The sequence below is a fragment of the Granulicella sp. S190 genome (assembly GCF_009766095.1).
Classification (GTDB): domain Bacteria; phylum Acidobacteriota; class Terriglobia; order Terriglobales; family Acidobacteriaceae; genus Edaphobacter.
On record NZ_LMUD01000040.1, the window covers coordinates 1 to 25,607 of the forward strand.

Consider the following 25,607-nt stretch of genomic DNA (forward strand, 5'->3'; position numbering starts at 1 on the left):
ATGGGTAATAGATGCGGGGTGAACTGAATTTGATCTCCGGTGATGTGGAGTTGCTCGAGCAGCTCGCCGGTGTGGCGGTGGCCGAAAACGGCGTAGGCAGAGAGGTTGTCCGCCGCGTACATGAAGTGCGTCTTGGCGGTGGGCGCCTTGCCTGCGCCGCTGACTCCGGACTTGGAGTCGCAGATGATGCCGTGATCGAGATCGACGACGCCGGCCTGAATGAGAGGAGCCAGCGCGAGGATGACCGAGGTCGCGTAGCAGCCAGGGTTGGCCACCAACCGGGCTTTGCGGATTTCGTCGCGGTGAAGCTCGGGGCAACCATAGACGGCTTCGGACTGAAGCTGCGCGGCGTGATCCGCGTCTGCGTCCTTGAGCTTGTAGATCTCGCGGTTGGCGGGGTGTTGGAGACGCCATGCGCCGCTGAGATCGATGACCTTGATGCCTCGTGAGATGGCCTGCGGGACCCACTCGCGGGACTGCTCATGTGGGGTGGCGAGAAAGAGGACCTTGGTGCCGGAGTCTACAAGGCGTTCCCAGTTGAAGGGAAGGATCTCGTGGCTGCGATGGCCGCCGGCAACTGCGAGCTGCGGGTGGAGATCTTCGAGGAAGATCTTGCTGGCGGTCTCGGCTTCGCCGGCGCGGCCCAGGAAGACAGGCGCTGTTTTATGGAGCCTAGGGTGATGCAGGAGCAGGCGTGCGAGCTCTCCGCCCGCGTAGCCGCCGATGCCCACGATGGCCGTGCGGGGCGCGGTGGAGTGCGTGAGGGTGGATTCGAGAGTCTCTGAGGTTGCCAAATTAGCCAAGGTAGCCTTCGATTCGTATCTTGAGGAGATTTGCCTGCTTCTCATCGGGGCAGATGATGAGGACGGTGTCGTCGCCTGCGATGGTGCCGATGACCTCCGGCCAATCTTCGTAGTCGATGCCGGCGGCGATGGGTTGAGCGCTTCCCGTGGTGGTGACGAGGACGAGGAGATTGATGGCCTGACGGACCTCAAGGCCGAAGCTTTCGAGGACTTCGCGGATTCCGGGGAGCGCGTCCTCGTCGGAGTCGTTGCCGCCGGGAAGCGAGTAGCCGGTGGGCCCTTTATTTAGCCGCAACTCGTGAATGTCGCGCGATAATGTTGCTTGAGTGACATGAAATCCGCGTCCGGCAAGTTTTCGACGTAGCTCGTCCTGGCTGGTGACTGCGGTTTTTACCAGCAATTCTCGAATTACGGCGTGACGCTGTTGTTTCATGAGTTTGTTGTACCTGTGTTCTTGTATTTAAGTCGTCAATAGAGGCTCAATATCGAGCTTACTTGTTATGTATAAATATACATTATTTGTGTATATTTATACATGCATATCTCGTCCTTTTTTGTAGAGGATGAATCGCCAATCATAAAAAGGAAGGGATCGCGGCTACGTATTTTTTATCCGCCGCGACGTATAGTGAAGCATGGAACGGTCTCTTGCAGCTAGTCTGAACCCAACTCGCCGAGATGTGGATGGTTCTTCCGAGGTTTCGCTCTCCCTGGATGCTTCTCGCTCGTTAAATGCTTCGCTCTCGCTGATCGATGAGCGTTTCGATCATGATTCCTGCGGTGTGGGTTTTGTGGCTTCGGTGGATGCCGCGGCTTCGCATGTGATTCTGGAGCAGGCGCTGACGGCGCTGGGCCGGCTGGCGCATCGTGGGGCGACGGCTGCGGATGGCAAGAGCAGCGATGGTGTGGGTGTGATGACTGCGGTGCCGCGGTCGTTGCTGTTGAAGGCTGCAGATGTTTCGCTAGACGACAAGCAGACGCTGGGTGTGGGGATGCTGCTGGTTCCGCTGGAGGAGACTCGTGCCGAGGAGGTACTGGAGCGGTGCCTGCTGTCGCATGACTTTGAGGTGCTTTTTTGGCGCGACGTTCCGGTGAAGACTGAGCACCTGGGTGAGATGGCGCTGGGGACGATGCCGAAGATTCGGCAGGTGCTGGTTGTGGATGCAGCAGATGCAGAGCCGGAGACGATGGAGCGGCGGCTGTATCTGGCGCGGAAGCAGTTTGAGCGTGCGCATGAGCAGGGAGATGTGACGGGATACGTCTGCTCGCTGTCGTCGCAGACGATTGTCTACAAGGCGATGTGTACCGGGAGTCTGTTGCGGGAGTTTTATCCAGATCTTGCGTCGGCGGAGTATGTGACGCCGTTTGCGGTGTTTCATCAGCGGTATGCGACGAATACGTTGCCGACGTGGCATCGGGCGCAGCCGGGACGGAAGCTGGGACATAACGGTGAGATCAACACGGTGTGGGGAAACCGGGCGCGAATGGACGCTCGCGACTCGACGCTGCCGGTGGAGTGCAAGCCGGTGCTGACCAAGGATGGAACGGATTCTACGAGCCTGGACGAGGCGGTGGAGCTGCTCTCGCAGAATGGCAGGACGCTGGCGGAGTCGATCCGCATGCTGTTGCCGCCTGCGACCGAGGGGCATCATGAGTCGTCGTTTCTGCGGTACCACACAGACTGTGCGGAGCCGTGGGATGGTCCTGCTGCGCTGGCGTTCAGCGATGGACGAGTGGTGGGCGCTGCGCTGGACCGGAATGGATTGAGGCCTTGTCGATTCGCGATCACTAGTAAAGGGCTGGTGGTGGCGGGGTCTGAGGCGGGACTGGTGGATCTCGACCCGGAAGAGGTGACGCATAGCGGCCGGTTGGGGCCAGGGCAGATGCTGCTGGTGGATCTGGAGAACCACAAGATTTATGAGGATGAGGAGCTGCTGGAGCTTTTCGACGCGGGGGCGACGTACGCGAAGCTCGTCGAAGATACTCCGCTGATTGCTGTAGATGTAATTGCTGTGGATTCGACTGCGCTGGCTGCGTTGCAGCGCGGGTTTGGGTACACGCGGGAAGATGTGAAGATGATCCTGCAGCCGATGGCTGTGGAGGGTAAGGACGCGGTGTATTCGATGGGGGACGATACGCCGCTGGCGTTTTTGGCCCGGTCGCCGCGGCCTGTGTATGCGTACTTTCGGCAGAGGTTTGCGCAGGTGACGAATCCTGCGATCGATCCGCTGCGCGAGGCCTGCGTCGTGCAGCTGCATACTCGGCTTGGGCCGTGGCCACACATGCTGGATAAGAATGCTCCGCTGCCGGGGCTGTCGCTGCCTTCTCCGTTTCTTACGCTGGGGCAGGTTGATGCTCTGCGTAAGGGGGATTATCCGCACAAGGATGAGTTGAAGCTTGCGGAGTTGCAGGCGGTGTTCAGCGTGGAGAAGACGTTGAAGCAGGGAATCGATGAGCTTTGCATGCAGGCTATCAAGCTGGTGCGAGAGGGGGCGCGGATTCTATTGCTCTCGGACCGCAGCTCGAGCGCGGAGAGGCTGCCGATTCCAATGGCGATGGCTACGGGTGCGGTGCATCATGCGCTGGTGAATGCAGGGTTGCGCACGCTGGCGGGGCTTGCTGTTGAGGCGGGCGATTGCAGGGATATTCATCACGCTGCGGTACTGATTGGATACGGCGCCGGTGCTGTGTGTCCTTGGTTGGCGCTGGAGACGGGGATGAGCCTTGCTCCTGCTGGTACGGATGCGCTGGACGCTGAGCGAAAGATGATGAAGTCGCTCGATGCGGGGCTGGCGAAGGTGATGTCGAAGATGGGGATCTCGGTGGTGGATAGCTATCGGGGGGCGCATCTGTTCGACATTCTCGGTCTGCACTCGAGTGTGGTGGCGCGATGTTTCTTTGGGACGCCTGCGCCGTTGTCCGGCGTGGGATTTGCTGAGGTGGAGCGGCAGCTGCGGCAGACCTGGGTGCCAGGTGCGGCTGTTTCTGCGGCTGCGACGGAGCTGCCGGACTATGGTTGGGTTCGGTTCCGTAAGGCGGACGTTTCGGAGCCGCATGCGTGGCAGCCGCCAACGGTGAAGGCGCTGCAGTCGGTGGTGGGGAGTGCGCGAAATGTGCCGCAGCCTACCGATCCCGCGGGTGCATTTGCGATCTACACGAAGGACGTGATCGCGCGCGATCCTGCGGTGTTGCGGGATCTGCTTGAGATTCGTCCGGCGGGGCCTGAGCTTGGGTTGCACGAGGTCGAGATGCCGGCGGAACTGTGCAAGCGATTTGTGGCAAGTGCGATGTCGCTTGGGTCGCTGAGCCCGGAGGCTCACCAGACGATTACGGCTGCGATGAATATGCTTGGCGGCCGCTCGAATACGGGTGAGGGTGGAGAGGATTCGGCGGTGTATCGGCTGCACCCGGAGAGCGCTGAGCGCATTGATACCGGTGGCGGGATGAGCCTTGCTGCGCGGTCGGGTGGAGGGACTGCAATTGCAGAGGCTGCGGTGGAGGCTCCTGCGGTCCATGTATCGCTGAATAACAAGATCAAGCAGGTGGCGTCGGGACGGTTTGGCGTGACGGCGGAGTATCTGGCACACGCAGAGGAGATTGAGATTAAAGTGGCGCAGGGCGCGAAGCCTGGCGAGGGCGGCCAGCTGCCCGGGCATAAGGTGAGCGGATTGATTGCGCGTTTGCGTCATGCGCAGCCTGGGGTTTCGCTGATCTCTCCGCCGCCGCATCACGATATCTATTCGATTGAAGATCTGGCGCAGCTGATCTACGACCTGAAGCGGGTGAATCCACGCGCTGCGGTTGGGGTGAAGCTGGTGTCGGGTTGTGGTGTGGGCACGGTTGCGGCTGGCGTGGCGAAGGCTTATGCAGACTTTATCGTGATCGCCGGGAATACTGGCGGGACCGGTGCGGCTGCGCTTTCGAGCATCAAGTATGCCGGGAATCCGTGGGAACTTGGGTTGGCTGAGGCGCAGCAGGTGCTGATTCAGAACGGCATGAGGGGACGAGTGCGGCTGCGGACCGATGGCGGGCTGGCTACGGCTCGGGACATCCTGGTCGCCGCGTTGCTGGGTGCGGACGAGTATGCATTCGGAACTGCGGTGCTGGTGGTGCTGGGCTGCGATATGGCGCGGCAGTGTCATCTGAATACTTGCCCTACGGGCATTGCGACGCAAAAGCCTGAGCTGCGTGCAAAGTTCCGTGGAAAGCCGGAGCATGTGGTGCGATTCTTCGAGCAGCTTTCGGGCGATCTGCAACATCTGCTGGCTCGTTATGGTCTGCCGTCGATTGAGGCGGCTGTGGGACGATCCGACTTGCTGGAGCAGGTGCGTTTTGACGGAAATCTGGATCTGCAACCGATGTTGACCAGAGTGTCGGATGGCCCGAGCAGGTTTATGGGAGTGCGGAACAATCAGCCTTTGGCGTGTCCGCCGCTCGATGAGGCCTGGGTTGCGCCTGCGATGGCTGCGATCGATGCAGAGATGCCGTTCGTGATGGATTCGAAGATTGCGAACTGCGACCGGGCGGTTGGTTCGCGGTTGGCAGGAGAGCTTGCACTGCGCCGGGCGCAGGGTGAGTTGGCGGCAGATGTCACCTTCAATCTGACAGGAACGGCCGGGCAGTCGTTTGGCGCGTTCACGGTGGAAGGGATGAAGCTGGTGCTCGATGGGCAGGCGAACGATTTTGTTGGCAAAGGACTGTCGGGTGGTGAGCTTGTGATTCGAGCGCGCGGCCTGGCGGCGAAGGATAGTGGGAATCATGTGATTCTGGGAAATGTAGCTCTATATGGTGCGACCTCCGGCAAGTTGTTTGCGGCGGGACGTGCGGGGGAGCGGTTTGCGGTTCGCAACTCCGGTGCTACGGCGGTAGTCGAGGGTGTAGGCGACCACGGATGCGAGTACATGACCGGAGGAACGGTTGCGATTCTTGGCCGGGTGGGGATGAACTTTGGGGCGGGAATGACGGGTGGTCTGGCGTGGGTGCTTGATGCAGATGGTTCCTTCTTGTCTGGGGCGAGGTATCACCCGGACTTTATTGATGCTGAGCCGTTTAACGCGGTTGGAACCGAGGCTCAGGAGAGTCTGCGAGCCTTAGTTATTGAGCATGTGAAGGAGTCGGGGAGTGGGCTTGGGCAGACGATGCTGTCTGATTGGCTGGCTCAGGCTGCGGCATTTGTGAAGTTGACTCCACGGCCACAGGCTTAAAGGGTTTAGTTCCCGCATGGAGGGTTTGTTTCACTTCGCCGCTTACGATGGTCGGTCGAGCTGCGCTAACAGCAGATTCCTCCTTGGCGCTGCGGAATGACAAACATAAAAGCACGCAACGGCAGATAAAAGGCATGCAAGGTCAAGCGAATGAGCCCACTCGAATCGAGAGAGGACGCGGACGGATAAGGGAAACGGAGAGAGTGGGAAGTTCCGTTTGTAGTCTAGGAATACAGGAAGAGAGTGCATAAAGATTCATTGTGGGGTAAATGAATCGCAATTCATTCTTGGCAAAGTCATGCCAATTCATTAGAGTGGCGGCACTGGAGATTTCCGGTTTGAGGCCTGGACTGAAACGTAAAGCGAAGACGACGAGGCCTGATCTAACAAAGGCAGAGGCACCAGCAACCGGACCTGGAAGCGAAAAATATCAGCGCATTCTGGATGCAGCGGTAGAGGTGATCGCCGAACATGGCTATTTCAGTTCACCGGTGAGCGCGATTGCGAAGCGGGCCGGGGTGGCCGATGGGACGATCTATCTTTATTTCAAGAGCAAAGATGACGTGCTACGGACGGCGATCGACTCGACCTTCGACAAGTTTCACAGGCAGGTGGAGGAGGAGTTCAAGACTCTACACGGGCCGCGGGAGCAGCTGGAGTACATCGCACAGGTTCACCTGGAGAGCCATGCCGTGAATCGCAGCATGGCGGTGCTGATGCAGACCGAGGTGCGGCAGAGCGCGAAGTTTATTGCGGAGTTTTCGCACCATCACCTGGTGAAGTACATCCAGGTGGTGCGTGAGGTGGTGCGGAGAGGGCAGCAGGAGGGGATCTTCCGGCGTGATGTCTCCGATGGCGTGGTGGCGCACTGCATGTTTGGGGCGATCGATGAGCTGCTAAGTTCGGCGGTGTTCACGGGGCGGGTCTATGATTCGAAGGCGACGGCTGCCCAGGTGATCGATGTGCTGCTGAGTGGGATTCAGGCGAGATGATAATGGATTTGGAGATAAGGAATGTTTGATTTTGCGACCTTGAATGATGTTTTAGAGCAGGCAACAGGTCGGGGCGACCGTGCAGTGATGATGTCGCAGGAGTTCGGCGGGACGTGGAAGCCTATTACTTCTGATGAATTGTATGGGCGGGTGCGGGCGTTGGCGGATGTCTTTCGCGGGTGGGGATTGGTGAAGGGGGACCGGGTGGCGATTCTCTCGGAGAACCGCTGGGAGTGGCCGGTGACGGACTTCGCTGCAATGTCGATCGGGTGCGTGGATGTGCCGCTCTATCCGACGCTGACGCCGGAGCAGATCGGATATATGTTGCGGGACTCCGGCGCGAAGGTGGCGGTGCTGTCGTCGCGGGAGCAGTATGACAAGCTTTCGGCTGCGGGGGATCTGCCGGAGCTGGAGCATGTGGTGGTGATGGATGCGGGAGAGTATCCGAATGCGGAGAGCTTTGGCGCGCTGATGCAGGGGGCTAAAGAACGAGAGCAGCGGAGTGCCGAGTTCGATGCGATGTTGAAGACGTTGAAGCCGGAGGATCTGGCGACGATTATCTATACCTCGGGTACGACCGGCGAGCCGAAGGGTGTGATGCTGACGCACGGCAATCTGATCAGCAATGTGAACTACTCGACGGGGAAGATGGGCTTTTCGGATAAGGACAGCTGCATTTCGTTTCTGCCGTTGTCGCATGTGACGGCGCGGCATACGGACTATGCTCTGCTTTGTTATGGGGTGCGGCTGGCCTATTGTCCCAAGTTCGATCAGCTGGCGGTGGCGATGCAGGCGGTGAAACCGACGATCTTTTTAGCTGTGCCGCGGGTGTACGAAAAGATTCGGCAGGCCGTGGAGGGCAAGTCAGCGGCGTCGCCGGTGAAGTTGAAGATTTTGCGATGGGCGCTGGGTGTGGGGAAGAAGCACAGGGCGGAGATACTGGCTGGGAAGACGCCGGGTTCGATGAGTTGGAAGATCGCGAACAAGCTCGTGTTTTCGAAGATTCATGAGGCGTTTGGCGGGTGCGCGGAGGTCTTCATCTCTGGCGGGGCTCCGCTGGGGATGGATTCGGCGGGGTGGTTTGCAGATGTGGGGATTCGGATCTTCGAGGGGTACGGGTTGACGGAGACCTCGCCGGTGATTGCGGTGAACTATCCAGAGGCTCATCGAATTGGGACGGTGGGGAAGGCGCTGACAAATGTCGAGTGCAGATTTGCTGCCGATGGCGAGCTGGAGGTGCGGGGGCCGTCGGTGTTCGTTGGGTATTGGAAGAAAGAGAAGGAGACGGCGGAGGTCTTTACCGAGGATGGGTGGTTCAAGACGGGAGATATCGGGAATATCGATAAGGATGGGTATCTTTCGATTACGGACAGGAAGAAGGAGCTGCTCAAGACCAGTGGCGGCAAACTGATTGCGCCGCAGCCGATTGAGAATAAGCTGAAGGCGAACGCTCTAGTGGCGCAGGCTGCACTGGTGGGAGATAAACATAAGTTTGCGTGCGTGCTGATCTCGCCGAACTTTGCGGCGCTTGAGGGATGGGCGAAGGGACAGGGGATTGCGACGAGCGACCATGTGGCGCTGGTAAAGGACGCGAAGGTGGTGAAGGCTTACCAGGAGATCGTGGACAAGGTAAATATCGGGCTGGCGAACTTTGAAAGCATGAAGCGTATGAGCGTTGTCCCGGAGGAGTGGAGCGTGGAGGATGGAACGCTTACACCTAGTATGAAGCTGAAGCGGCGAGTGGTGGAGCAGAAGTACGCGAAGGAGATTGGAGACTTCTATGCGGATGAGGCTACTGCGTCGAAGGGGTGAGTTGAATCTGGTGAGGGTAGGAGTGCTGCGGGTTGCCGGAGTCGTGGCGCTGGCTGGTGGGGTTTGCCTGGCGCAGATGGAGCCGCCGGTTTGCGCTGTGCCGGGAGGCAAGACGGCTGCGAGTTTGAGGCCGACTGTGGGGGCGAGGCCTTCAGTGGCGGCTGCGGTGACTACAGCTGAGATAGCGGCGGCGGATCCTACGATCCTGGTTGCGGCGGAGCCGATGGAGAACTTCGGCGTGGCGCGGTACCGCCTATCGGACTATGCCGACTGCGTGGGAACGGGCGGCTGTTACTGGATGGACCTTGATGCGCAGACGAAGCGGGCGGAGGTGGAGCTGGGACGGCTGATTGCTACTCGCAAGGACGGGGAGAAGCTGGCGCTGGTGTTGGATATCGATGAGACTTCGCTGACGAACTACTGCGAGATGAAGCGGGAAGACTACGGATTCATCTCGGTGCCTTTCAATGAGTGGGCGGTATCTCCGGAGGCTGATATGGCGGTGCCGGGAACGTTGCGGCTGTTTACTGAAGCTCGTGCGGCGGGGCTGGAGGTTTTCTTTATTACCGGGAGGCCGGGGCAGCAGAAGGCAGCTACGGCCAGGAATCTGGAGGCTGCCGGTTATAAAGGGTGGAAGGGGCTGGCTCTGCGAGAGGGGCCGCAAAAGACGATGGACACGGTTGCGTACAAGAGTGAGGAACGGAAGAAGATTGTGGATGCGGGGTATCGCATTGTGATGAGCGTGGGGGACCAGTGGAGTGATCTGAATGGTGAGCCCAAAGCGGAAGTTAGTGTGAAACTGCCCAATCCCTTTTACTATTTGCCTTGAGAGTGTCTGGACTTATCTGAGAGGGGCTTGCCTTGGGGACTGTAGTATCCAGCGATAGAACGATGTTGCGGCGGGCGAATAAGGTGGGACGGAGATTTTTGAATCCGGTTCCTACGGTGATCGGTGGATTGAGCACGATTTTTAAAGTGCTGCCGCATTACCTGATGAATAGAGCTGAGACGGTACCTGCGAAGGCGCTCGGGCCATTCAAAACGGATACTTCTGTTTATGCGACTTCTCCGGAGGGTGGTCTGCGGGTGACTTGGATGGGACACTCTTCGATGCTGGTGGAGGTCGATGGGGTGCGAGTGCTCATAGATCCAATTTGGGATGAACGGGCTTCGCCGATGCGTTGGGCTGGGCCTAAACGTTTTTTCGCAGCGCCGATGCGTCTGGAAGATCTGCCGCCTGTGGATGTGGTGTTGGTGTCGCATGACCACTACGACCATTTGGGCGAGGCTACGATTCGAGGACTTGCGGGATTGGAGTCAATGCGCGGTGCGAGATGGGTGACCTCGCTGGGAGTGGGAGACGAGCTGCGCGGGTTCGGGGTTGAGGCTTCGCGTATCTCGGAGCTGGATTGGACACAGAGTGTGTCCGTGGGTGGGCTGGAGATTACGGCTGTACCGGCGCGGCACTTCTCCGGACGGAGCTTGTTCAATCGATTTGAGACGCTGTGGTCTGCATTTATCTTCAAAGGGCCGAAGCATACGATTTACTTTGGCGCGGACTCGGGATGGTGGGAGGGATTCGCGGAGATTGGTGCGGCGTATGGGCCGTTCGATCTGACGATGCTGGAGATTGGTGCGTTCGATGCGCTGTGGGACGGGATTCACCTGGGACCTGATGGCGCGGCGCGGGCGTTCGAGGCGCTGGGTGGGAAGGGGCTGATGATGCCGATCCACTGGGGGCTGTTTGACCTGGCGCTGCATGCGTGGCGACAGCCGATTACACGGATGCTGGAGTTGGCGGAAGAGCGCGGGATTCAGTTGTGGGCCCCCGAGCCGGGGCGACCGACCGAGGTTTTGAGTGGGGTCGAGGTGCGGTCGGAGTGGTGGCGTTAGTCTATTTTTTGGAGACTGTTGTCCTGCCGGACGGGCCTCCTGCGCGGAGGGCGGTCACTTCGTGACTTTTATGCCGGTCCTGGTGTCGCGATTTCTGTGGGGCTCGCGTTGCTCGGCTTTGATTCCCGTTCGCAGATGGTCTGTTCGGCAGTAAATAAGGTTCCGGTAGTATGATTCCGCTTACGTTCGAAGGAGGCTTGATGCGGATTGGGATGTTGACTGGCGGCGGAGATTGTCCTGGGCTGAATGCGGTGATTCGGGCTGTGGTGCGTAAAGGGATTTTGCATCATGGGGACGAGTTTGTTGGGTTTATGGAGGGCTGGCGCGGCGTGCTGGATGATGTGACGATGCCGCTCACGCTGGAGACGACGTCTGGAATTCTGCATCGTGGTGGGACGATTCTGCGGTCTTCACGGACGAATGTGAAGAAGATTCCGGGTGGGTTCGATAAGTGCGTCGAGGTGTTGGGCAAGCATAAGCTCGATGCTTTGATTGCGCTGGGCGGAGACGATACGCAGTCGATCAGCCTGGCTCTGAGCGAGAAGGGTGTGAAGTGCGTTGGGGTGCCGAAGACCATCGATAACGATTTGAATGGGACCGATGCTTGCTTCGGATTCGATACAGCGGTGGGGATTGCGACCGAGGCGGTCGACCGGCTGCACTCGACTGCAGAGGCGCATAACCGCGTGATGGTATGCGAGGTGATGGGTCGCGATGCGGGATGGATTGCGATTACTGCTGGGATTGCGGGTGGTGCGGATGTGATTCTGGTGCCTGAGGTGCCGATCGATATCGAAGAGGTCTGCCGGTTGGTAAAGTATCGTCGCGAACATGGGAAGAAGTTTTCGATTGTGGTGGCGGCTGAGGGGGCGCAGTTTCCGGAGACGGGTCAGGCGACGCATGGGACCGCCGTCGATTCTTTTGGCCACGCGCGGTTGAGTGGGATTGGGCAGGCGCTGGCCGAAGAGATCGAGAAGCGGACTGGATACGAGACGCGGAGTGTGAACCTGGGGCATACGCAGCGTGGCGGGACTCCTTCAGCCTATGACCGGATGCTGGCTACGCGGTATGGCGTTGCGGCGATTAACCTGGTGCATGCGGGGACGTTCGGCCGGCTGGTGGTGTTGAAGGGGACGCAGATTACGGATATTCCACTGGCCGATGCGATTGCCAAGACGAGGACGGTCGGGGAGGATCTACTGGCGGTCATGAAGGGGTTACAGCCGTTAGCTTCCAGTTAACAAAGGAGATTTTAGTTGTGCCGGTAGGCGAAAGCGGGTACAAAGAGGGTGTCGGCTGGTTCTTCAGCCGACATCGATGTCAGGTGATCTTCCCTCGATCTTGGACTGAATGGACTTGGGCTGAACGGAGACTGTGATGGCTGTGTCGGTGCAGGCAACGGTACGCGAGGTGATGGACATCCGGCAGGCGTCGGAGTATCTGGGCATCAGCGGGGATACGTTGTACCGATATGCGTCGGAGGGTTTTATCCCGGCATTCAAACTTGGAAACCGGTGGCGTTTTAAGAAGACGCTGCTGGATTCATGGATGGATGAGAAGTCGGGCGTGAAGGCGCCGACTCCGATTGCTGTGATGCCGAAGCAGAAGAAGCCGGTAGCGCGGGCACGGTAGGTGGATTGACTATCCCGTTAGCGCTTCACATTAATGGATACATTGTCCTGTTCGGGGCGACTGCGGTTGCGGCGTTCTGGTTTGCGATTCAGCTTTGCTGGTCGGCTGCAGGGAAGCCGTGGTATAGCGTCGTCTGGCGGCTGCTGGGGGCAGTGGCTTTGCTTGGTGCGGGGATTGTGATGATCTTTTTCACTGCCTTTGGCGCGTAAGTGTGGGATCAGGCCGCTCCAAGGGTGATAACGGTGATCTCGGGTGGGCAGTTGAGACGAAAGGGAAGGCCGACCGTGCCGAGACCGCGGTTCACGTAGAGCTGCATTCGGTTGAAGCGGTAGTGGCCTTCGGGGTAACGCTCGCCTAGTGGGGGCAAGATGAGAGGGCCCAGAAAAGGCAGGCGAACCTGACCGCCGTGGGAGTGGCCAGAGAGCATGAGATCGACGAGTGGACCTCGGGGGTGGGCTACGACGGTGTCCGCGTAGTCAGGCTCGTGCGCCATGAGTATGACTGGGCCGTCGGGTGCGGTGGGGATGGCGAGGTTGAGGTCGGGAGCACTGGTGCCTGGGTCGTCAACGCCACAGAGCCAGAGGCGCGCACCGTTGCGTTCGATGGGAAGGTGCTGGTTGACGAGAAGCGGTGTGCCGCGACTGGAGAGAGCTTGAATGACCATGGGGGCGCTGACGGCTACGTCGTGGTTGCCGAGGATGCCATACCGCAGAGGGGCGGTGAGAGTCGAGATGATCTCGGCGCAGCGGTGGACGGCGTGCTTGCCATTGAAGAAGGTGAGGGAGCCGTGGGTGATGAAGTCGCCGGTGAGCAGGACGAGGTCGGCAGCGAGAGTGTTGACCTTCTCGATGACGCGCTCGAAGAAGAACGGTTCGGTGTACTCGTCGAGGTGAATGTCGCTGAGCTGAACGATGCGGTAGCCATGGAAGGCAGCGGGGAGGTTCGCGATGTCGATGGGTCGCTGAACTATTCCGATTTCATGGCGTGCAATCTCCCCAGCGTAGAGGGCGAATGCTGCGGCGGTGGTGCCGGTGCCAATGAGGAAGTTGCGTCGAGTAAAGCGCGACGGCTGAGAGGGGGGAGAGCCGGGCATGTCCCATGATAGCGGGTAGATGTGGGATAGACCAAAGGAGAGTGTGTGTGTCACGGAGTTGGGTAGAATCAAAGGTAATGAACTTTAGTTTGAGGAAGAGACGAGCAGGAGCTGCAGCGAAGATGGCCGGTGTCGATGCCATGTTGCTGACTCATCTGCCGGATGTTCGGTACTTATGCGGGTTTACGGGCTCGAGTGCAGCGTTGGTGCTGGTGGGTGGGCGAGCGACGCTGTTTACCGACGGACGCTATACGGTGCAGGCACGGGCCGAGGCGGCAGGGACAAAGGTCGTGATTGCAAAGAAGCCGGCGGTGGTGGCGGCTTGCGAGTGGCTTGAAAGTGCCGGAGTGAAGCGCTGTGGATTTGATGCTACGCACACAACAGTGACAGGTTTGGAGACGATGCGGAAGTCGTTGTCCGCGAAGGTGCGCAGAGGGATGTTTGTCGCGGTGAGGCCGGTGGTGGCCGGAATGCGAGAGGTGAAGGACGCGGACGAGATAGAGCGTCTGAGGGTTGCGGCGCAGGTGGGGTGCGAGTTGTTCGATGGGATGCTGACGTATCTTGAGGCGGGGCTGACCGAAGTGGAGGTGGCGGCGACGCTGGAGTACGCGGCGAGGCTGGCGGGTGCTGAGGGGATGTCGTTCGATACGATTGTGGCGAGTGGAGAGCGATCGGCGTTGCCGCATGGGCATGCAACCGCTGCCAGGCTGCCGAAGCAGGGGTTCGTTACGCTGGACTTCGGTGTTATTCTCGACGGATATTGCAGCGATATGACCCGTACCGTGCACATAGGCAAGGGATTGCCCATGGAGCGGGACGTGTATGATTCTGTGCTGGAAGCGCAGGAGGCTGCAGTCGCCGCTGTGGCTCCGGGAGTGACTGCCGGAGAGGTGGACGAGGCCGCCCGAAGCGTTTTGCGGAGGGTGAAGCTGGACAAATACTTCAGCCATTCCACCGGGCACGGTGTAGGGCTGGAGATTCACGAAGGACCACGGCTTGCGGCGAAGCAGACGCAGGTGCTGGAGCAGGGAATGGTGATTACAATCGAGCCTGGCGTGTATCTGCCTGGACGGTTCGGGTTGCGCATTGAGGATATGGTTCTGGTGACTGCGAATGGCGGTGAGATCTTGACGCCGAGTGTGAAGGCCTGGATAGAGCTATAAAAACGAGTTGGTGCCGCAAGAGGCACGGGAAGAGACATGATGGACGGAAATAAGTTGAATGAGCTGCGCGAACTGGTGGAGTTTCTGAAGGCGAATGAGATCGCCGAGTTCGATATGGAGCAGGACGATCTAAAGGTGCGGATCAAATTTGCGGGCGAGCCGGCAGCGGCTGCCGGCGGGTTCGATATGGCCCACTTGAGCCGATTAATGGCTTCGGCACCTGCTGCACCGGCGGCTTCTGCGGTTCCAGTAGCGGCAATCCCAGCAGCGGCTGCTCCGGTGGCCGAGGTCGAAGAGAAGCTGCACGAGGTTAAGTCGCCGATTGTAGGAACATTCTATGAGTCGCCCTCGCCGGGTACCCCTTCGTTTGTGAAGGTGGGGGATCAGGTAGAGGTCGGCCAGGTGCTCTGCATCGTCGAGGCTATGAAGCTTATGAACGAGATTGAGTCCGATGTGGCAGGCGAAGTAGTGAAGCGGATCGCAGCGAGCGGACAGCCGGTGGAGTATGGGCAACCGCTGTTTGCCATCAAGGCGCGTTAAGAGACTGAAGCGATTCGTCAGCAAAGTTTGATGGAAGGCATCTGTATTTATGTTTCGTAAGGTTCTGATTGCTAATCGTGGGGAGATTGCACTGCGCGTGATCAGCGCTTGCAAGGAGATGGGTATCCGCACGGTTGCGGTGTATAGCGAGGCGGATCGAAATTCGCTTCATGTGCGGTTCGCTGATGAAGCGATCTGCATCGGCCCTCCGCGGTCGGCAGATAGCTATTTGAATGTGCCTGCGGTGATCTCGGCTGCCGAGATCGCGGATGTGGATGCGATTCATCCAGGGTATGGTCTGTTGAGTGAGAATGCGAACTTTGCCGAGGTTTGCAGAGCGTCGAATATCAAGTTCATTGGGCCTCCACCAGAGGTGACGCGAATGATGGGCGAGAAGTCCACGGCGCGGCAGACGATGAAGAAGGCGAAGGTGCCGATTCTGCCGGGCTCGGATGGAATCATCGCCGACGAGAACGAAGCGCTGGAGTGGGCGAAGGATGTTGGGTATCCGGTAATTCTGAAGGCGGTAGCGGGTGGTGGTGGTCGCGGTATGCGGATTTGCCGCAACAAGGAAGAGCTGCCGGGAATGTATCAGCAGGCTTCGACCGAAGCGGCGAATGCGTTCGGCAACGGCGACATGTACATGGAAAAGTTCATCGAGCGGCCTCGGCATATTGAGTTCCAGGTGCTGGCGGATGAGCATGGGAATGTGATGAGCCTTGGAGAGCGGGAGTGCTCTATCCAGCGGCGACATCAGAAGCTGATTGAAGAAGCTCCAAGCTTGATGATCACGCCTAAGCTCCGGGAGGAGTTGGGTAAGACGATTAAGAAGGCGTTGGAGAATATCGGTTATTGGAATGCCGGGACGATTGAGTTTTTGATGGATGAGGACGGCAAGATCTACTTCATCGAGATGAATACCCGAATCCAGGTGGAACATTGTGTTACCGAGATGGTTACAGGTATCGACCTGGTGAAGGCGCAGCTGAGGATTGCCGCGGGAGAGAAGCTGACCTCCATTATCACGAAGCCGGTGGAGATTCGTGGGCATGCGATTGAGTGCCGCATCAATGCCGAGCATCCGGAGAAGTTTACGCCGAGCGCAGGAAAGATTACGGCGTTCAACCTTCCTGGAGGCAACGGTGTGCGAGTGGATACGGCGCAGTATGCCGAGGGATTTGTGCCGCCGTACTATGACTCGTTGATCGCGAAGTTGATCTGCCATGGAGCAGATCGCGAAGAGGCGATGAACAAGATGCAGAGGGCATTGTCGCAGTTCGTGGTTCAGGGAATACATACGACGATTCCATTGCATGAGAAGATCTTTGCCGATAAGGAGTTTCGATCGGGACAGTTCGATACGAAGTTTATGGAACGGTTCTTCGAACGGCAAAAGGACAGTTAGGCTGCGAAGGGGACGTGAAGGCATGAAGAGCGTGCTGCGTTCTCTTCCTAGTTTTTATACGGTAATTGATGCGGGTGTGTTGGCGAAGCGCGGTATCGCTCTCTCCGATTTTGCTCGATCGCTTCGTGATGCCGGTGTGGGGTTGGTGCAGTATCGCGATAAAGAGAGTGCCCCGCAGACGATTCTGCGGAATGCAGAGACCCTACGCGAGATTTTTGCAGGTACAGAGTGCCTACTAGTGTTGAATGACCGAGCGGATCTGGCTGTGATTGCGGGGTGGGATGGCGTTCATGTGGGTCAGGAGGATCTGACGCCTGAGGATGCACGGCGGGTCGTTGGGCTGGAGTGTTGGGTTGGCGTATCAACTCATGCAGAAGAGCAGGTCCGTGTAGCGGATTTGAGTTGCGCGGATTACGTTGCCGTGGGACCGGTCTTTGCGACAGGAACGAAGCTGGATGCCGAGCCGGTGATTGGGTTGGAAGGCGTGAGGCTGGCGAGGACGCTGACGAAGAAGCCGATTGTGGCCATTGGTGGAGTTACGCGGGCGAATGCGCGGAGCGTGATCGAGGCGGGAGCGGATTCTGTGGCGGTGATCAGCGGTTTGGTCGTTGAGGGAGAACCGGTTGAGAAATTGGCGAGAGACTTTCTCAATGGTTTACGGTAGAAGAGACAGACGTGAATCTTGTGAAAAAAACTGAACTTAGTGCTCCTGTACTGACTGCGGCCGATGGCGAAGGAGCGTCGAACGCGCCACAGTTTGTGCAGGGAATGGGTTTGTTTTCAGCTACCGCGATCGTAATGGGATCGATGATTGGGTCGGGCATCTTTATTGTGTCAGCCGATATGTCGCGTGGGCTGGGGTCGCCGGCACTGCTGATTGCGGCGTGGCTGGTTACCGCAGCGATGACGATCATCGGGGCGCTCAGCTATGGTGAGCTGGCAGCGATGATGCCTAAAGCGGGCGGGCAGTATGTCTATCTTCGCGAGGCGCTGGGGCCATTATGGGGATTCTTATATGGATGGACCCTGTTTCTGGTGATCCAGACAGGAACAATTGCGGCGGTGGGTGTCGCGTTCGGTAAGTTTCTCGGAGTCTTTATTCCGAGTGTGAGTGCGCAGAACTGGATCTGGCATATCGGTCATGTTCCGGCATGGCATGTGGGCCCGATGGTGCTGGGCAACATGGATATTGGATTGAACACGGCGAACCTGTCGGCGATCGTGGTAATCACGCTGTTGACGCTGCTGAACACGTTTGGTGTGAGGATGGGCGCTGCGGTGCAGAACGTATTTACCTCCGCCAAGGTGCTGGCGTTGGCTGCGGTGGTACTAGTGGGGGTGCTGGCCAAGAGTTCTATCGCTGTTGCTGCGAACTTCGGTGCAGGCTGGCACAACTTCTGGGCAGGTGCAGGCTGGCATACGTTGCATGCCGTGCAGGTGGGGGTGGGCGGTCCGACCGCGTATGTGGGGCTGTTCACGATGGTGGCTGTGGTGCAGGTCGGTTCGTTGTTCAGTTCGGATGCCTGGAATAACGTTACGTTTACGGCGGGGGAGATTCGGAACCCGAAGAAAAATCTTCCACTGTCGCTGGCGATCGGCACAGGCGTGGTGCTGCTACTGTATGTGCTTTGCAACTTCGTCTACCTTAGTGTGCTGCCGATGATGGGAGACGCGGCTGCGACGACGATAGCGGGACGTGGGATTCAGTTTGCTGCAGAGGATCGGGTGGCTACAGCGGTGATGGAGCAGGCTTTTGCGGGGTATGGCGCGAAGCTGATGGCCGCGGCGATTCTGGTTTCGACGTTTGGCTGCGTGAACGGAATGCTGCTGGCCGGGGCTCGGGTGTACTACGCGATGAGCAGGGATGGGCTGTTTTTCCAATCGGTTGGGCGGCTGAGCGAGAGATCGAAGACGCCGGTCAACTCTCTGTGGGTACAGTGGGGGTGGACTTGCCTGCTGTGCCTTTCGGGGAGCTATGGACAGCTGCTGGATTATGTAATCTTTGCCGTGCTGGTCTTTTATATTCTGACTATTGCGGGGTTATTTGTGTTGCGGCGCACGCGGCCGGATGCTGTACGACCCTATAAAGCGTTTGGATATCCAGTGTTGCCAGCGCTGTATATCGTAATGGCGTTGTGGATTTGTGCAGTACTATTGCGTTACAAACCTCAATACACATGGCCGGGCCTGATTCTTGTTTTGTTGGGTATTCCGGTGTACCTGGTGTGGAAGAGACAGGCAGTTACGGAAGCTGATTAGGGAAGTTGGGAGACGAGAACACGCATGGGAAATCTGTTTGCCAAGAAGTCAATGAACACGATGATGGCCGAGGCGAATGAGCACGGCGTCGATACGCTGGAGCGAGTGCTGGGTCCGGTGCAACTGACTGCGCTTGGCATCGGCGCAGTGATTGGCGCAGGTATCTTCGTGTTGAGCGGGTTGGGAGCGAGGACTGCCGGACCGAGCCTAATGCTTGCTTTTGTACTGAGCGGACTTGGATGCGCTTTTGCAGGTCTGTGCTATGCGGAGTTTGCCGCGATGATTCCTCTGGCGGGAAGCGCCTACACTTATGCGTATGCGACGCTGGGCGAGCTGATTGCCTGGATCATCGGGTGGGATCTGACACTTGAGTATGCGATGGGCGCGAGTACGGTGAGTTCGGGCTGGTCTAATAATTTTGTTGAGATGTTGAATATCTTCCATCTGAGATTTCCATTGTGGCTGGCCTATGATCATTGGACCGGGCTACGACAGGCGACCGATCGGGTGGCGAGAGGCATGGTATTAAGTTCGCATCCCGGGATGGTCCCGGGTACACCGGACTTCAGCGATGCAATGGACGCCTTGAAGGCTGCACACCCTCCCGAACTGGTGACACAGGCTCACGCTCTGCTGAATGCGCCGCACATCTTTGGTGTAGAGATCGGAGTCAATGTTCCGGCTTTTCTGATTGCGCTGTTGATTACAGCGGTGCTGGTGGTCGGCATTAAAGAGAGCGCGAAGTTCAATGCGACCATTGTGGCGATCAAGGTCGGCATCGTGCTTTTTGTGCTTGGACTGGGATCGCACTACATTACGAAGTCGAACTGGGGCACGGATTGGCATAGCTTCGCGCCGTTTGGCGTGGGTGGAATTGGTTTGGCTGCGGGACTGGTCTTCTTCTCGTATATCGGGTTCGACGCAGTGTCTACGACTGCACAGGAGGCAAAGAATCCGCAACGCGATCTTCCCATAGGGATCATTGTGTCGCTTTCGATCTGCACTCTGCTTTACATCGGAGTGGCGGCAGTACTGACGGGGATGGTTCCCTGGCGCGAGGTGAATATCGAAGCGCCGATCTCCCGGGCGTTCCTGGATCACAATCTTGGCTGGGCTTCGAATGTTGTGACGTTTGGAGCGCTGGCTGGGCTTACAAGCGTCATGCTGGTGATGCTGCTTGGCCAGAGCCGCGTGCTGTACTCGATGGCGCATGATGGGTTGTTGCCCAAGAAGTTTTTTGGCGATATTCATCACAAGTTCAGAACGCCGTGGAAGGGTACGATACTGGCTGGGTTTTTGGCGGCGATCGTGGGCAGCGTTACTCCTATCGACGATATCGGCAAGATGGTAAATATCGGAACGCTATTGGCGTTTGTGATCGTATGTATCGCCGTCATTGTGTTGCGAAGGACCGATCCGGATCGGGTAAGGCCGTTCAAAACACCGTGGGTGCCGTTCGTTCCGGCTCTTGGAATCATCTTCAACGGCTACATGATGTACAAGCTTGGAGTGTGGAACTGGGTGCGTTTGATCGTATGGTTGATCATCGGTCTCGTTGTGTACTTCACTTACAGTAGAAAGCACAGCACCTTGCAGCTGGCGCTTGAAGAGAAGCGGTCAGTGGAGACTAAGTAAATAAGGCTTGCTCTCTCAATGGGTCTAACGGGCGTCCGGCTATAGCCGGCGCCCATTCCGCTTTGCGGATCTGCTTATGACGTCTAAAGTAGCTAATTTTTAGTTGGGCCTTTGGGGTTCGAGGATATCGATGGGGCGTAAGGGGCGGATGCCGATCCCGAAGCTGGGAGGATCGGAAGGGTTACGATGTTCGCGGCTGTCGGGTCATCGCGCAGACGCAGGAAGAAGCCGGCTTTGGGGGGGCGGGGGAGAGTTAGGGTGGTCCCTACGAAGCCCTCAGGGACCGTGGTGGGGGCGGTGAAGGCCGGATCGGTTGCGATGGAGTCCACGAGATAGAGGCTTGAGCCTGTGATGGTGCAGGGTTGGCTAGCGTCTGTGGGGCAACGCAGGTCTTTGAAGGTGGGAAGCCGGACGAGGGTAACCAGGGGGATCCAGTCGCCTGTGGTTCCGTCGGGAGAGATGGGATGGAGACGGAGTGGGCCGAAGGCGGAGGTTCCGAAGTCTTTGATCGGGTCCAGAGTTGCGAGGAGAGTGTGGGGGTTCTGGAGCACCAGATTGCCGGTTGAGACGCTGAGCGTGGTGCGAAGGCTGTCGTCGGCGTTCGATATCTCAATCTTGCCGGTGCGGGGGAATGACGCTACGGATTTGAGTGAGAAGGTGAGTAGTTCGTCTGACGGTAGGTCGTCGTCGCCCGCGAGATGGATGGACGTCGGGGTAGCCTGACCGATGTTCTTGCTGATGAGAGTGACGGAGGGACGAGGGGGCGCGACGGTGACGGGAAGGGTGAGGGTGCGACCGTCATTGAGTGAGAAGCGGGCCGTGAGATGCTCGCCAACCTTGAGTTTTGGCGCCTGGCTGTTCGGCGGAAGAGTGAGGCGGAGTTGAGTGTCCGAGTTTGAAGGAGCGGGTATGGGGGTTGCGGTGTCCTGATTGGATGGGATGTTGACCGGGGCGGGAGTGAAGACAAGCTTGTCGATGGTGAGCTGCTGGACCTGGTCGAGGCTGGTGCCGGTGAGATCGGCGGTGGTGTCGCCGGCGTGGAGTTCGAGCGCGGTGAGGCGGGCGGGCTCGGAGTAGGTTTTGGCTGCGACGGTGTCGGCTTTGTCGTCGCCGAACTGCTTGATGGCGAGGTGGAGGGAGCCGGGGTCGATGGATTTGAGCGAGACGGTGACATCGACAGCAGCGGGTTTGTCCGCGGGCTTCCACTTGGCTTCGACTAGTTTGCCTGCGCTGGTGTCGAGGGAGACGGTGTCTAAGCAGGCTGTGCCGGTGGAGCTGAGCATGAGATGGTTTTCGCGACCGGCGATGAGAACGTCATCGTCGGCGAGCTTCCAGTCTTTGCCTGGGGTGTCCTGGAGTTGGAGGGTTGGACCTTTGAAGGCGTCGAAGCCCCAGAAGCCGGTGATGGTGCCGGTGACGGCGTTTGTGGCCTGATGCGGCACTGGCGCAGAAGCTGTTTCTGAGGGGTGGGATTCGGGGGTTGCGGTCGGCTTGGAATCGGTGTCGGAAGGGACGCTTGAGTCGAGGGGCAGAGGCTTGCGGGCGGGAGCGTGAGCGAGGACCAGACCGCCTCGAAAGGCGTCTGGAGTGACGGGAATATCGGTACCGCCGTTTGGGCCGTCGACGTGGAGGACGAGATCGTGTGCCAGAGCTGTTGCATAGACCAGAGGCGCGCCCTCAACGGGGAGAATCACTTCTGGCTTTAGCAGGCAGGCGATGCTTTCGGGGTGGGTGGAGCGCAGAGGCGGGGGCACTGCAGCCTGAATGGCAGGGAGACCGATGACGATGACCGATTTGGGGTTGTTGAAGGAAGGCGGGGTGTTGAGGCGGAGGTTGAGGGCGTCGCCGTCGGGAAAGGCGATGGCGGGGATGTACTGATATTTAGCAGTGTGGAGGGTGCTGGTGATGCGGATGAGGTCGACGATAGCGCCGACGTAGGGGCTGTAGTTTCCGCCGCCAGCGAGGCGGGTGTAGCTCGCTTGATTTATGAGGTCTGAGTTGGAGCCGTCGTTGAGTGCATCGGCGACGGACTGGCCATGGCCATCGTCGAGGAGGGTCTGGTTTCCGGCCTGGGTGAGACAAGTAGATTGTGTGTCGACGGGTCGCTTGAAGCAGTCGGCGTTGGGTTTGAGATTGAGGGTTCGGGAGAGGAGGTCGGAGTGTTCGGCGAGCCCCTTGGCGTCGTCGGGCGGGACGCGACGGATGGCGGCGAGGTAGGTTTCGATACGGGCTTGTTCGAAGCCGGATTCGATGAGGTCTTGTGAGGCACGAACGAAGATGCCGGGGCGGCCGCGTACGGCAGAGCGGAGAGTGCTGAAGTCGCCGCCAGTCTCAGGCGCGAGGAAGAGGATGACCTGCTGGGCTTCGGCAGGGACGGTGATGGTGACGCCCTCTTCGCGGACCTTCTTGTTCCAAGTCTGGATCTCGGTGAACCAGTTTTCGGGAGGCGGATTGGTGGTGCCTCGCAGGAAGACTGCGACGAGCAGGTAGTGGACCGATTGCGTGGGCGGGAGGTCGGCGCGGAGCCATATCTTGTCGCCCGGCTGGAGATTGGGAACCTGGGCGATCGGCAGGGTTTTGCCCGAGCGGGTTACGTGTACATCTACCTTTGGACCTGCGAGGTCAAAACGCGCGGGATCTGCATGAAGCAGCGGCAAAGCCAGAAGTGTGGCAGCGAGAGTTCCAACGATGCGCGAACGACGAAACACTTTTGCCATCATCCTATTTTAGACGGCTAAGAGGTTCCAGTGGCTGTTCACCGGATGTCGTTGATTCTCTACCACTACTAATTGCGAATGCGCGAGGACAAGTGGTCGCCGGCGACGACACCGTCCCGGATGGTGATGATGCGGTGGGCGTATTCGGCGATGTCGGGTTCATGAGTGACGAGGACGATAGTATTGCCGCTGGCGTGGAGGTCATCAAACAGCGCCATGATCTCGTCGCCGGTCTTGGAGTCGAGATTGCCGGTAGGTTCGTCGGCGAGGATGATGGAGGGCTTATTGACCAAGGCGCGTGCTATGGCGACGCGCTGACGCTGACCGCCTGAGAGTTCGTTAGGCTTATGCATCATGCGGGTGCCGAGGCCGACCGACTCAAGGACGCTCTTTGCGCGCTCAGTACGTGCGGCGGCGGGTGTTCCGTTGTAGATAAGGGGCAGTTCGACGTTGTGGAGCGAGGTGGCACGGGCAAGGAGATTGAAGGTTTGGAAGACGAAACCGATCTCTTTATTGCGAATGCGAGCCAGTTCGTCGTCGTTGAGCTCGGAGACGTCGTGGCCGTTGAGCCAATAACGGCCCTGGGAGGGTGAGTCGAGGCAACCGATCAGATTCATCAGTGTCGACTTTCCCGAGCCGGAGGGCCCCATGATGGCGACATACTCGTTATGGCGGATGCGGAGGTTGACACCGCGGAGGGCATGTACCTGCTGGTCGCCCATCTCGTAAGTCTTCCAGAGATTGTCGGTGACGATGACGTCTCCGGGGTTGGGACCGGAGGCGTTGCTGGTGCTCAGATTGGATTCGACTGCAGTTTCGATGGCCATCCGGTTCTCCGTGCTCCTACGAGTTTCAGGATAGTACGTTTGGGGTGGTGGGATGGTTCCGCGGTATTGATTGAGTCACTCCGAGGACAACAATTGTATGGACTTTTCTTGAGGAATCCATACTTTCTCACGATTTATCGGTGTCACCTGCGGCTTCAACGGTGTTATCTACTTTGACGGGAGTTCCACTCTTAAGGGTGCGCAGGATTCGATATCGACCAGTAACGATTTCATCCCCTTCTTTGAGGCCGCTGAGTACTTCGATATCTGTTGCACCCGTAACGCCGGTTGTTATGGGGACGAAGACCGCCCGGAGTTTTTTATGTTCGGTTTGAAGGACGTACACGCCCTGGGCCGGTTGAGGTTTATGACCTGGAGTGGAAGAGTTGGAGGCTGCGCCTGCACTTGGTTTGCCCGCGTTCTCTGCGAGAGCTTTCTCCACCGCCGGGTCACGCTGGACAAGAGCCTGAATGGGGATGGTAAGAGCGTTGGGTTTGTGGGCCGTCGTAATCTTTGCTGTAGCGGAGAGGCCGGGGCGAAGGTCGTCTGAGGCCTGATCCAAGGTGACGACAACTTTGAAGTCTTTTGCCTCCTCCGTGCCCGTGGTGCTTTGCGTGGTGGAGAGGCCTGTCGTGCGGAGGAGAGCCTGGTCACCGACCTCGGTGACATGCCCTTTGAAGATGCGGCCGGGAAGAGCATCGACGGCCACGTCGGCCGGTTGGTTGAGAGCGATGTTGACGATGTCGGTCTCATCAACCTTTACTTCGGCAGTAATGACGGACATGTCGGCGAGAGTCATGATAGTGGAGCCGCCGGCGTTCTGGATACCGACCACGACGGTCTCGCCTTCGCGGACCGGAACGTTGGTGACCAGCCCATCAAAGGGGGCGCGGCTGATGGTTTTGTCGAGCGCGTCGAAGTTAGCGCGTTGGCTCGCGACAGCCTGGTTTGAGTGGCCGCGCAGGGAGTCGGTTTGTGCGCGAGCCTGTGCAAGAGCCGCTTCACGCTGCTCGAGAGTCGCTGCGGACATGTCGTAGGCGGCTTTTTTCGCGTCGTAGTCCTGTTTGGCGATTAGTTTTTCGTCGAACAAGGACTCAGCGCGACCGTAGTCAAGCTTCTTCTGCTCGAGATCGGCTTTGCCTTGAGCAATGTTTGCCTCTGCGGTCTTCTCTGCCGCGATGGAGCTGGTGATGTCTGTGCGTGAGGCTTCGATGCCGGCCTGCTGCGCGGCGACCGTTGCCTGAGGCTGGACACTCTCGACCGTAGCAAGAGTGGCGCCGGCCTTCACGTGGTCCCCCTCTTTGACATAGAGATGGGTGATGCGTCCAAAGGCGGTTGCACCTACGTTAACGTAGGTCTTCGGCTTGATCTGTCCGGTGCCGTTGACGATGGAGATCAGATCCTGATGGACAGCTTTACCTGTGGCGACTTTCGTGACACTGGCTTGTCCGTGGAGGATAGTGCCCACCACGATGCCTCCAAGGATCAGAACCACAGCTACGATCAAGAGAATTTTCTTTATGCTCATTGCCGCTTTCTATCGCGCCTCACTCTGCTTCAGAGGTGCGTGGGAGTCTGTGCTCATTTAAAGACAGTACGGAGGCGAAAGAAATTGCGTTCCGTAATCTTTCG

Annotated in this window: 20 protein-coding genes; 14 read left to right on the forward strand and 6 right to left on the reverse strand. The window is 58.5% G+C overall.

Annotation, left to right across the window (positions count from 1 at the left end; translation table 11 throughout):
* Together GSQ94_RS18085 and GSQ94_RS18090 are read right to left on the reverse strand one after the other, a co-directional pair.
* On the reverse strand, positions 1-803 hold an 803-nt coding region (locus tag GSQ94_RS18085), incomplete at its 3' end, for an Asd/ArgC dimerization domain-containing protein (protein WP_254063967.1).
* Entirely contained in the window at positions 796-1,236 is a 441-nt protein-coding gene (locus GSQ94_RS18090) for an arginine repressor (RefSeq protein ID WP_158945268.1), read from the reverse strand. The genes GSQ94_RS18090 and GSQ94_RS18085, both read right to left, overlap by 8 nt.
* A 202-nt stretch (positions 1,237-1,438) precedes the next feature.
* Here GSQ94_RS18090 and GSQ94_RS18095 point away from each other — a divergent pair, with 202 nt between their 5' ends.
* From GSQ94_RS18095 to GSQ94_RS18130, 8 genes are all read left to right on the forward strand, one after another.
* Entirely contained in the window at positions 1,439-6,007 is a 4,569-nt protein-coding gene (locus GSQ94_RS18095; RefSeq protein WP_158945269.1) for a glutamate synthase-related protein, read from the forward strand.
* A gap of 338 nt (positions 6,008-6,345) precedes the next feature.
* On the forward strand, positions 6,346-6,999 hold the full coding sequence (locus GSQ94_RS18100) for a TetR/AcrR family transcriptional regulator (protein ID WP_158945270.1): 654 nt from the start codon (positions 6,346-6,348) through the stop codon (positions 6,997-6,999).
* Between the two features lie 21 nt (positions 7,000-7,020).
* The gene (locus tag GSQ94_RS18105) at positions 7,021-8,811 is read left to right on the forward strand and encodes a long-chain fatty acid--CoA ligase (RefSeq protein ID WP_158945271.1); all 1,791 of its coding nucleotides are present in this window, start codon (positions 7,021-7,023) and stop codon (positions 8,809-8,811) included.
* Positions 8,780-9,640 (forward strand): HAD family acid phosphatase, encoded by an 861-nt coding sequence (locus GSQ94_RS18110; protein WP_254063968.1) that lies wholly within the window; start codon positions 8,780-8,782, stop codon positions 9,638-9,640. Before GSQ94_RS18105 ends, GSQ94_RS18110 begins: the two co-directional genes overlap by 32 nt.
* A gap of 32 nt (positions 9,641-9,672) precedes the next feature.
* Positions 9,673-10,704, forward strand: coding sequence for an MBL fold metallo-hydrolase (locus GSQ94_RS18115; protein ID WP_254063969.1), 1,032 nt, complete (start codon positions 9,673-9,675; stop codon positions 10,702-10,704).
* Between the two features lie 200 nt (positions 10,705-10,904).
* On the forward strand, positions 10,905-11,945 hold the full coding sequence (locus tag GSQ94_RS18120) for a 6-phosphofructokinase (protein ID WP_158945272.1): 1,041 nt from the start codon (positions 10,905-10,907) through the stop codon (positions 11,943-11,945).
* 136 nt (positions 11,946-12,081) lie between these two features.
* The gene (locus GSQ94_RS18125) at positions 12,082-12,336 is read left to right on the forward strand and encodes a helix-turn-helix domain-containing protein (RefSeq protein ID WP_158945273.1); all 255 of its coding nucleotides are present in this window, start codon (positions 12,082-12,084) and stop codon (positions 12,334-12,336) included.
* 5 nt (positions 12,337-12,341) lie between these two features.
* A complete protein-coding gene (locus tag GSQ94_RS18130; RefSeq protein ID WP_158945274.1) occupies positions 12,342-12,545 on the forward strand; it encodes a hypothetical protein in 204 nt (67 codons plus the stop codon).
* Between the two features lie 8 nt (positions 12,546-12,553).
* Here the strand turns inward: GSQ94_RS18130 and GSQ94_RS18135 are convergent, their stop codons facing one another.
* Positions 12,554-13,429 carry a metallophosphoesterase gene (locus tag GSQ94_RS18135; RefSeq protein WP_158945275.1) on the reverse strand — a complete coding sequence of 292 codons (876 nt, stop codon included), beginning with the start codon at positions 13,427-13,429 and terminating at the stop codon, positions 12,554-12,556.
* A gap of 77 nt (positions 13,430-13,506) precedes the next feature.
* Here GSQ94_RS18135 and GSQ94_RS18140 point away from each other — a divergent pair, with 77 nt between their 5' ends.
* The 6 genes from GSQ94_RS18140 to GSQ94_RS18165 all read left to right on the forward strand — a co-directional run bounded on the left by GSQ94_RS18140 (position 13,507) and on the right by GSQ94_RS18165 (position 20,431).
* Complete coding sequence (locus tag GSQ94_RS18140; RefSeq protein WP_158945276.1) at positions 13,507-14,592, forward strand: Xaa-Pro peptidase family protein; 1,086 nt, start codon at positions 13,507-13,509, stop codon at positions 14,590-14,592.
* A 39-nt stretch (positions 14,593-14,631) separates the two neighbouring features.
* Positions 14,632-15,132 (forward strand): acetyl-CoA carboxylase biotin carboxyl carrier protein, encoded by a 501-nt coding sequence (gene accB, locus GSQ94_RS18145; RefSeq protein ID WP_158945417.1) that lies wholly within the window; start codon positions 14,632-14,634, stop codon positions 15,130-15,132.
* A gap of 49 nt (positions 15,133-15,181) precedes the next feature.
* A complete protein-coding gene (gene accC, locus GSQ94_RS18150) occupies positions 15,182-16,537 on the forward strand; it encodes an acetyl-CoA carboxylase biotin carboxylase subunit (RefSeq protein WP_158945277.1) in 1,356 nt (451 codons plus the stop codon).
* 22 nt (positions 16,538-16,559) lie between these two features.
* Positions 16,560-17,201, forward strand: coding sequence for a thiamine phosphate synthase (gene thiE / locus GSQ94_RS18155; protein ID WP_158945278.1), 642 nt, complete (start codon positions 16,560-16,562; stop codon positions 17,199-17,201).
* A 104-nt stretch (positions 17,202-17,305) separates the two neighbouring features.
* Positions 17,306-18,796 carry an APC family permease gene (locus tag GSQ94_RS18160; protein ID WP_174240966.1) on the forward strand — a complete coding sequence of 497 codons (1,491 nt, stop codon included), beginning with the start codon at positions 17,306-17,308 and terminating at the stop codon, positions 18,794-18,796.
* Positions 18,797-18,820: 24 nt separating this feature from the next.
* A complete protein-coding gene (locus GSQ94_RS18165; RefSeq protein WP_158945279.1) occupies positions 18,821-20,431 on the forward strand; it encodes an amino acid permease in 1,611 nt (536 codons plus the stop codon).
* A 92-nt stretch (positions 20,432-20,523) separates the two neighbouring features.
* On the opposite strand, the gene GSQ94_RS18170 is transcribed toward GSQ94_RS18165, so the two are convergent.
* The 3 genes from GSQ94_RS18170 to GSQ94_RS18180 form a co-directional block, all read right to left on the reverse strand.
* Positions 20,524-23,148 carry a hypothetical protein gene (locus GSQ94_RS18170; protein ID WP_371417570.1) on the reverse strand — a complete coding sequence of 875 codons (2,625 nt, stop codon included), beginning with the start codon at positions 23,146-23,148 and terminating at the stop codon, positions 20,524-20,526.
* Positions 23,149-23,216: 68 nt separating this feature from the next.
* Positions 23,217-23,975: an ABC transporter ATP-binding protein gene (locus GSQ94_RS18175; protein ID WP_158945280.1), complete on the reverse strand. Its 759-nt coding sequence runs from the start codon at positions 23,973-23,975 to the stop codon at positions 23,217-23,219.
* Positions 23,976-24,102: 127 nt separating this feature from the next.
* The gene (locus tag GSQ94_RS18180) at positions 24,103-25,503 is read right to left on the reverse strand and encodes an efflux RND transporter periplasmic adaptor subunit (RefSeq protein ID WP_158945281.1); all 1,401 of its coding nucleotides are present in this window, start codon (positions 25,501-25,503) and stop codon (positions 24,103-24,105) included.
* Positions 25,504-25,607: the final 104 nt, after the last annotated feature.

Excerpts from the sequence above, each read along its gene's own strand:
- GSQ94_RS18090 (WP_158945268.1), bottom strand. The coding sequence starts at position 1,236 with ATGAAACAACAGCGTCACGCCGTAATTCGAGAATTGCTGGTAAAAACC.
- GSQ94_RS18095 (WP_158945269.1), top strand. The coding sequence starts at position 1,439 with ATGGAACGGTCTCTTGCAGCTAGTCTGAACCCAACTCGCCGAGATGTG.
- GSQ94_RS18105 (WP_158945271.1), top strand. The coding sequence starts at position 7,021 with ATGTTTGATTTTGCGACCTTGAATGATGTTTTAGAGCAGGCAACAGGT.
- GSQ94_RS18110 (WP_254063968.1), top strand. The coding sequence starts at position 8,780 with ATGCGGATGAGGCTACTGCGTCGAAGGGGTGAGTTGAATCTGGTGAGG.
- GSQ94_RS18120 (WP_158945272.1), top strand. The coding sequence starts at position 10,905 with ATGCGGATTGGGATGTTGACTGGCGGCGGAGATTGTCCTGGGCTGAAT.
- GSQ94_RS18125 (WP_158945273.1), top strand. The coding sequence starts at position 12,082 with ATGGCTGTGTCGGTGCAGGCAACGGTACGCGAGGTGATGGACATCCGG.
- GSQ94_RS18135 (WP_158945275.1), bottom strand. The coding sequence starts at position 13,429 with ATGCCCGGCTCTCCCCCCTCTCAGCCGTCGCGCTTTACTCGACGCAAC.
- GSQ94_RS18140 (WP_158945276.1), top strand. The coding sequence starts at position 13,507 with ATGAACTTTAGTTTGAGGAAGAGACGAGCAGGAGCTGCAGCGAAGATG.
- accB (WP_158945417.1), top strand. The coding sequence starts at position 14,632 with ATGGACGGAAATAAGTTGAATGAGCTGCGCGAACTGGTGGAGTTTCTG.
- accC (WP_158945277.1), top strand. The coding sequence starts at position 15,182 with ATGTTTCGTAAGGTTCTGATTGCTAATCGTGGGGAGATTGCACTGCGC.
- thiE (WP_158945278.1), top strand. The coding sequence starts at position 16,560 with ATGAAGAGCGTGCTGCGTTCTCTTCCTAGTTTTTATACGGTAATTGAT.
- GSQ94_RS18160 (WP_174240966.1), top strand. The coding sequence starts at position 17,306 with ATGGGTTTGTTTTCAGCTACCGCGATCGTAATGGGATCGATGATTGGG.
- GSQ94_RS18165 (WP_158945279.1), top strand. The coding sequence starts at position 18,821 with ATGGGAAATCTGTTTGCCAAGAAGTCAATGAACACGATGATGGCCGAG.
- GSQ94_RS18170 (WP_371417570.1), bottom strand. The coding sequence starts at position 23,148 with ATGGCAAAAGTGTTTCGTCGTTCGCGCATCGTTGGAACTCTCGCTGCC.
- GSQ94_RS18175 (WP_158945280.1), bottom strand. The coding sequence starts at position 23,975 with ATGGCCATCGAAACTGCAGTCGAATCCAATCTGAGCACCAGCAACGCC.
- GSQ94_RS18180 (WP_158945281.1), bottom strand. The coding sequence starts at position 25,503 with ATGAGCATAAAGAAAATTCTCTTGATCGTAGCTGTGGTTCTGATCCTT.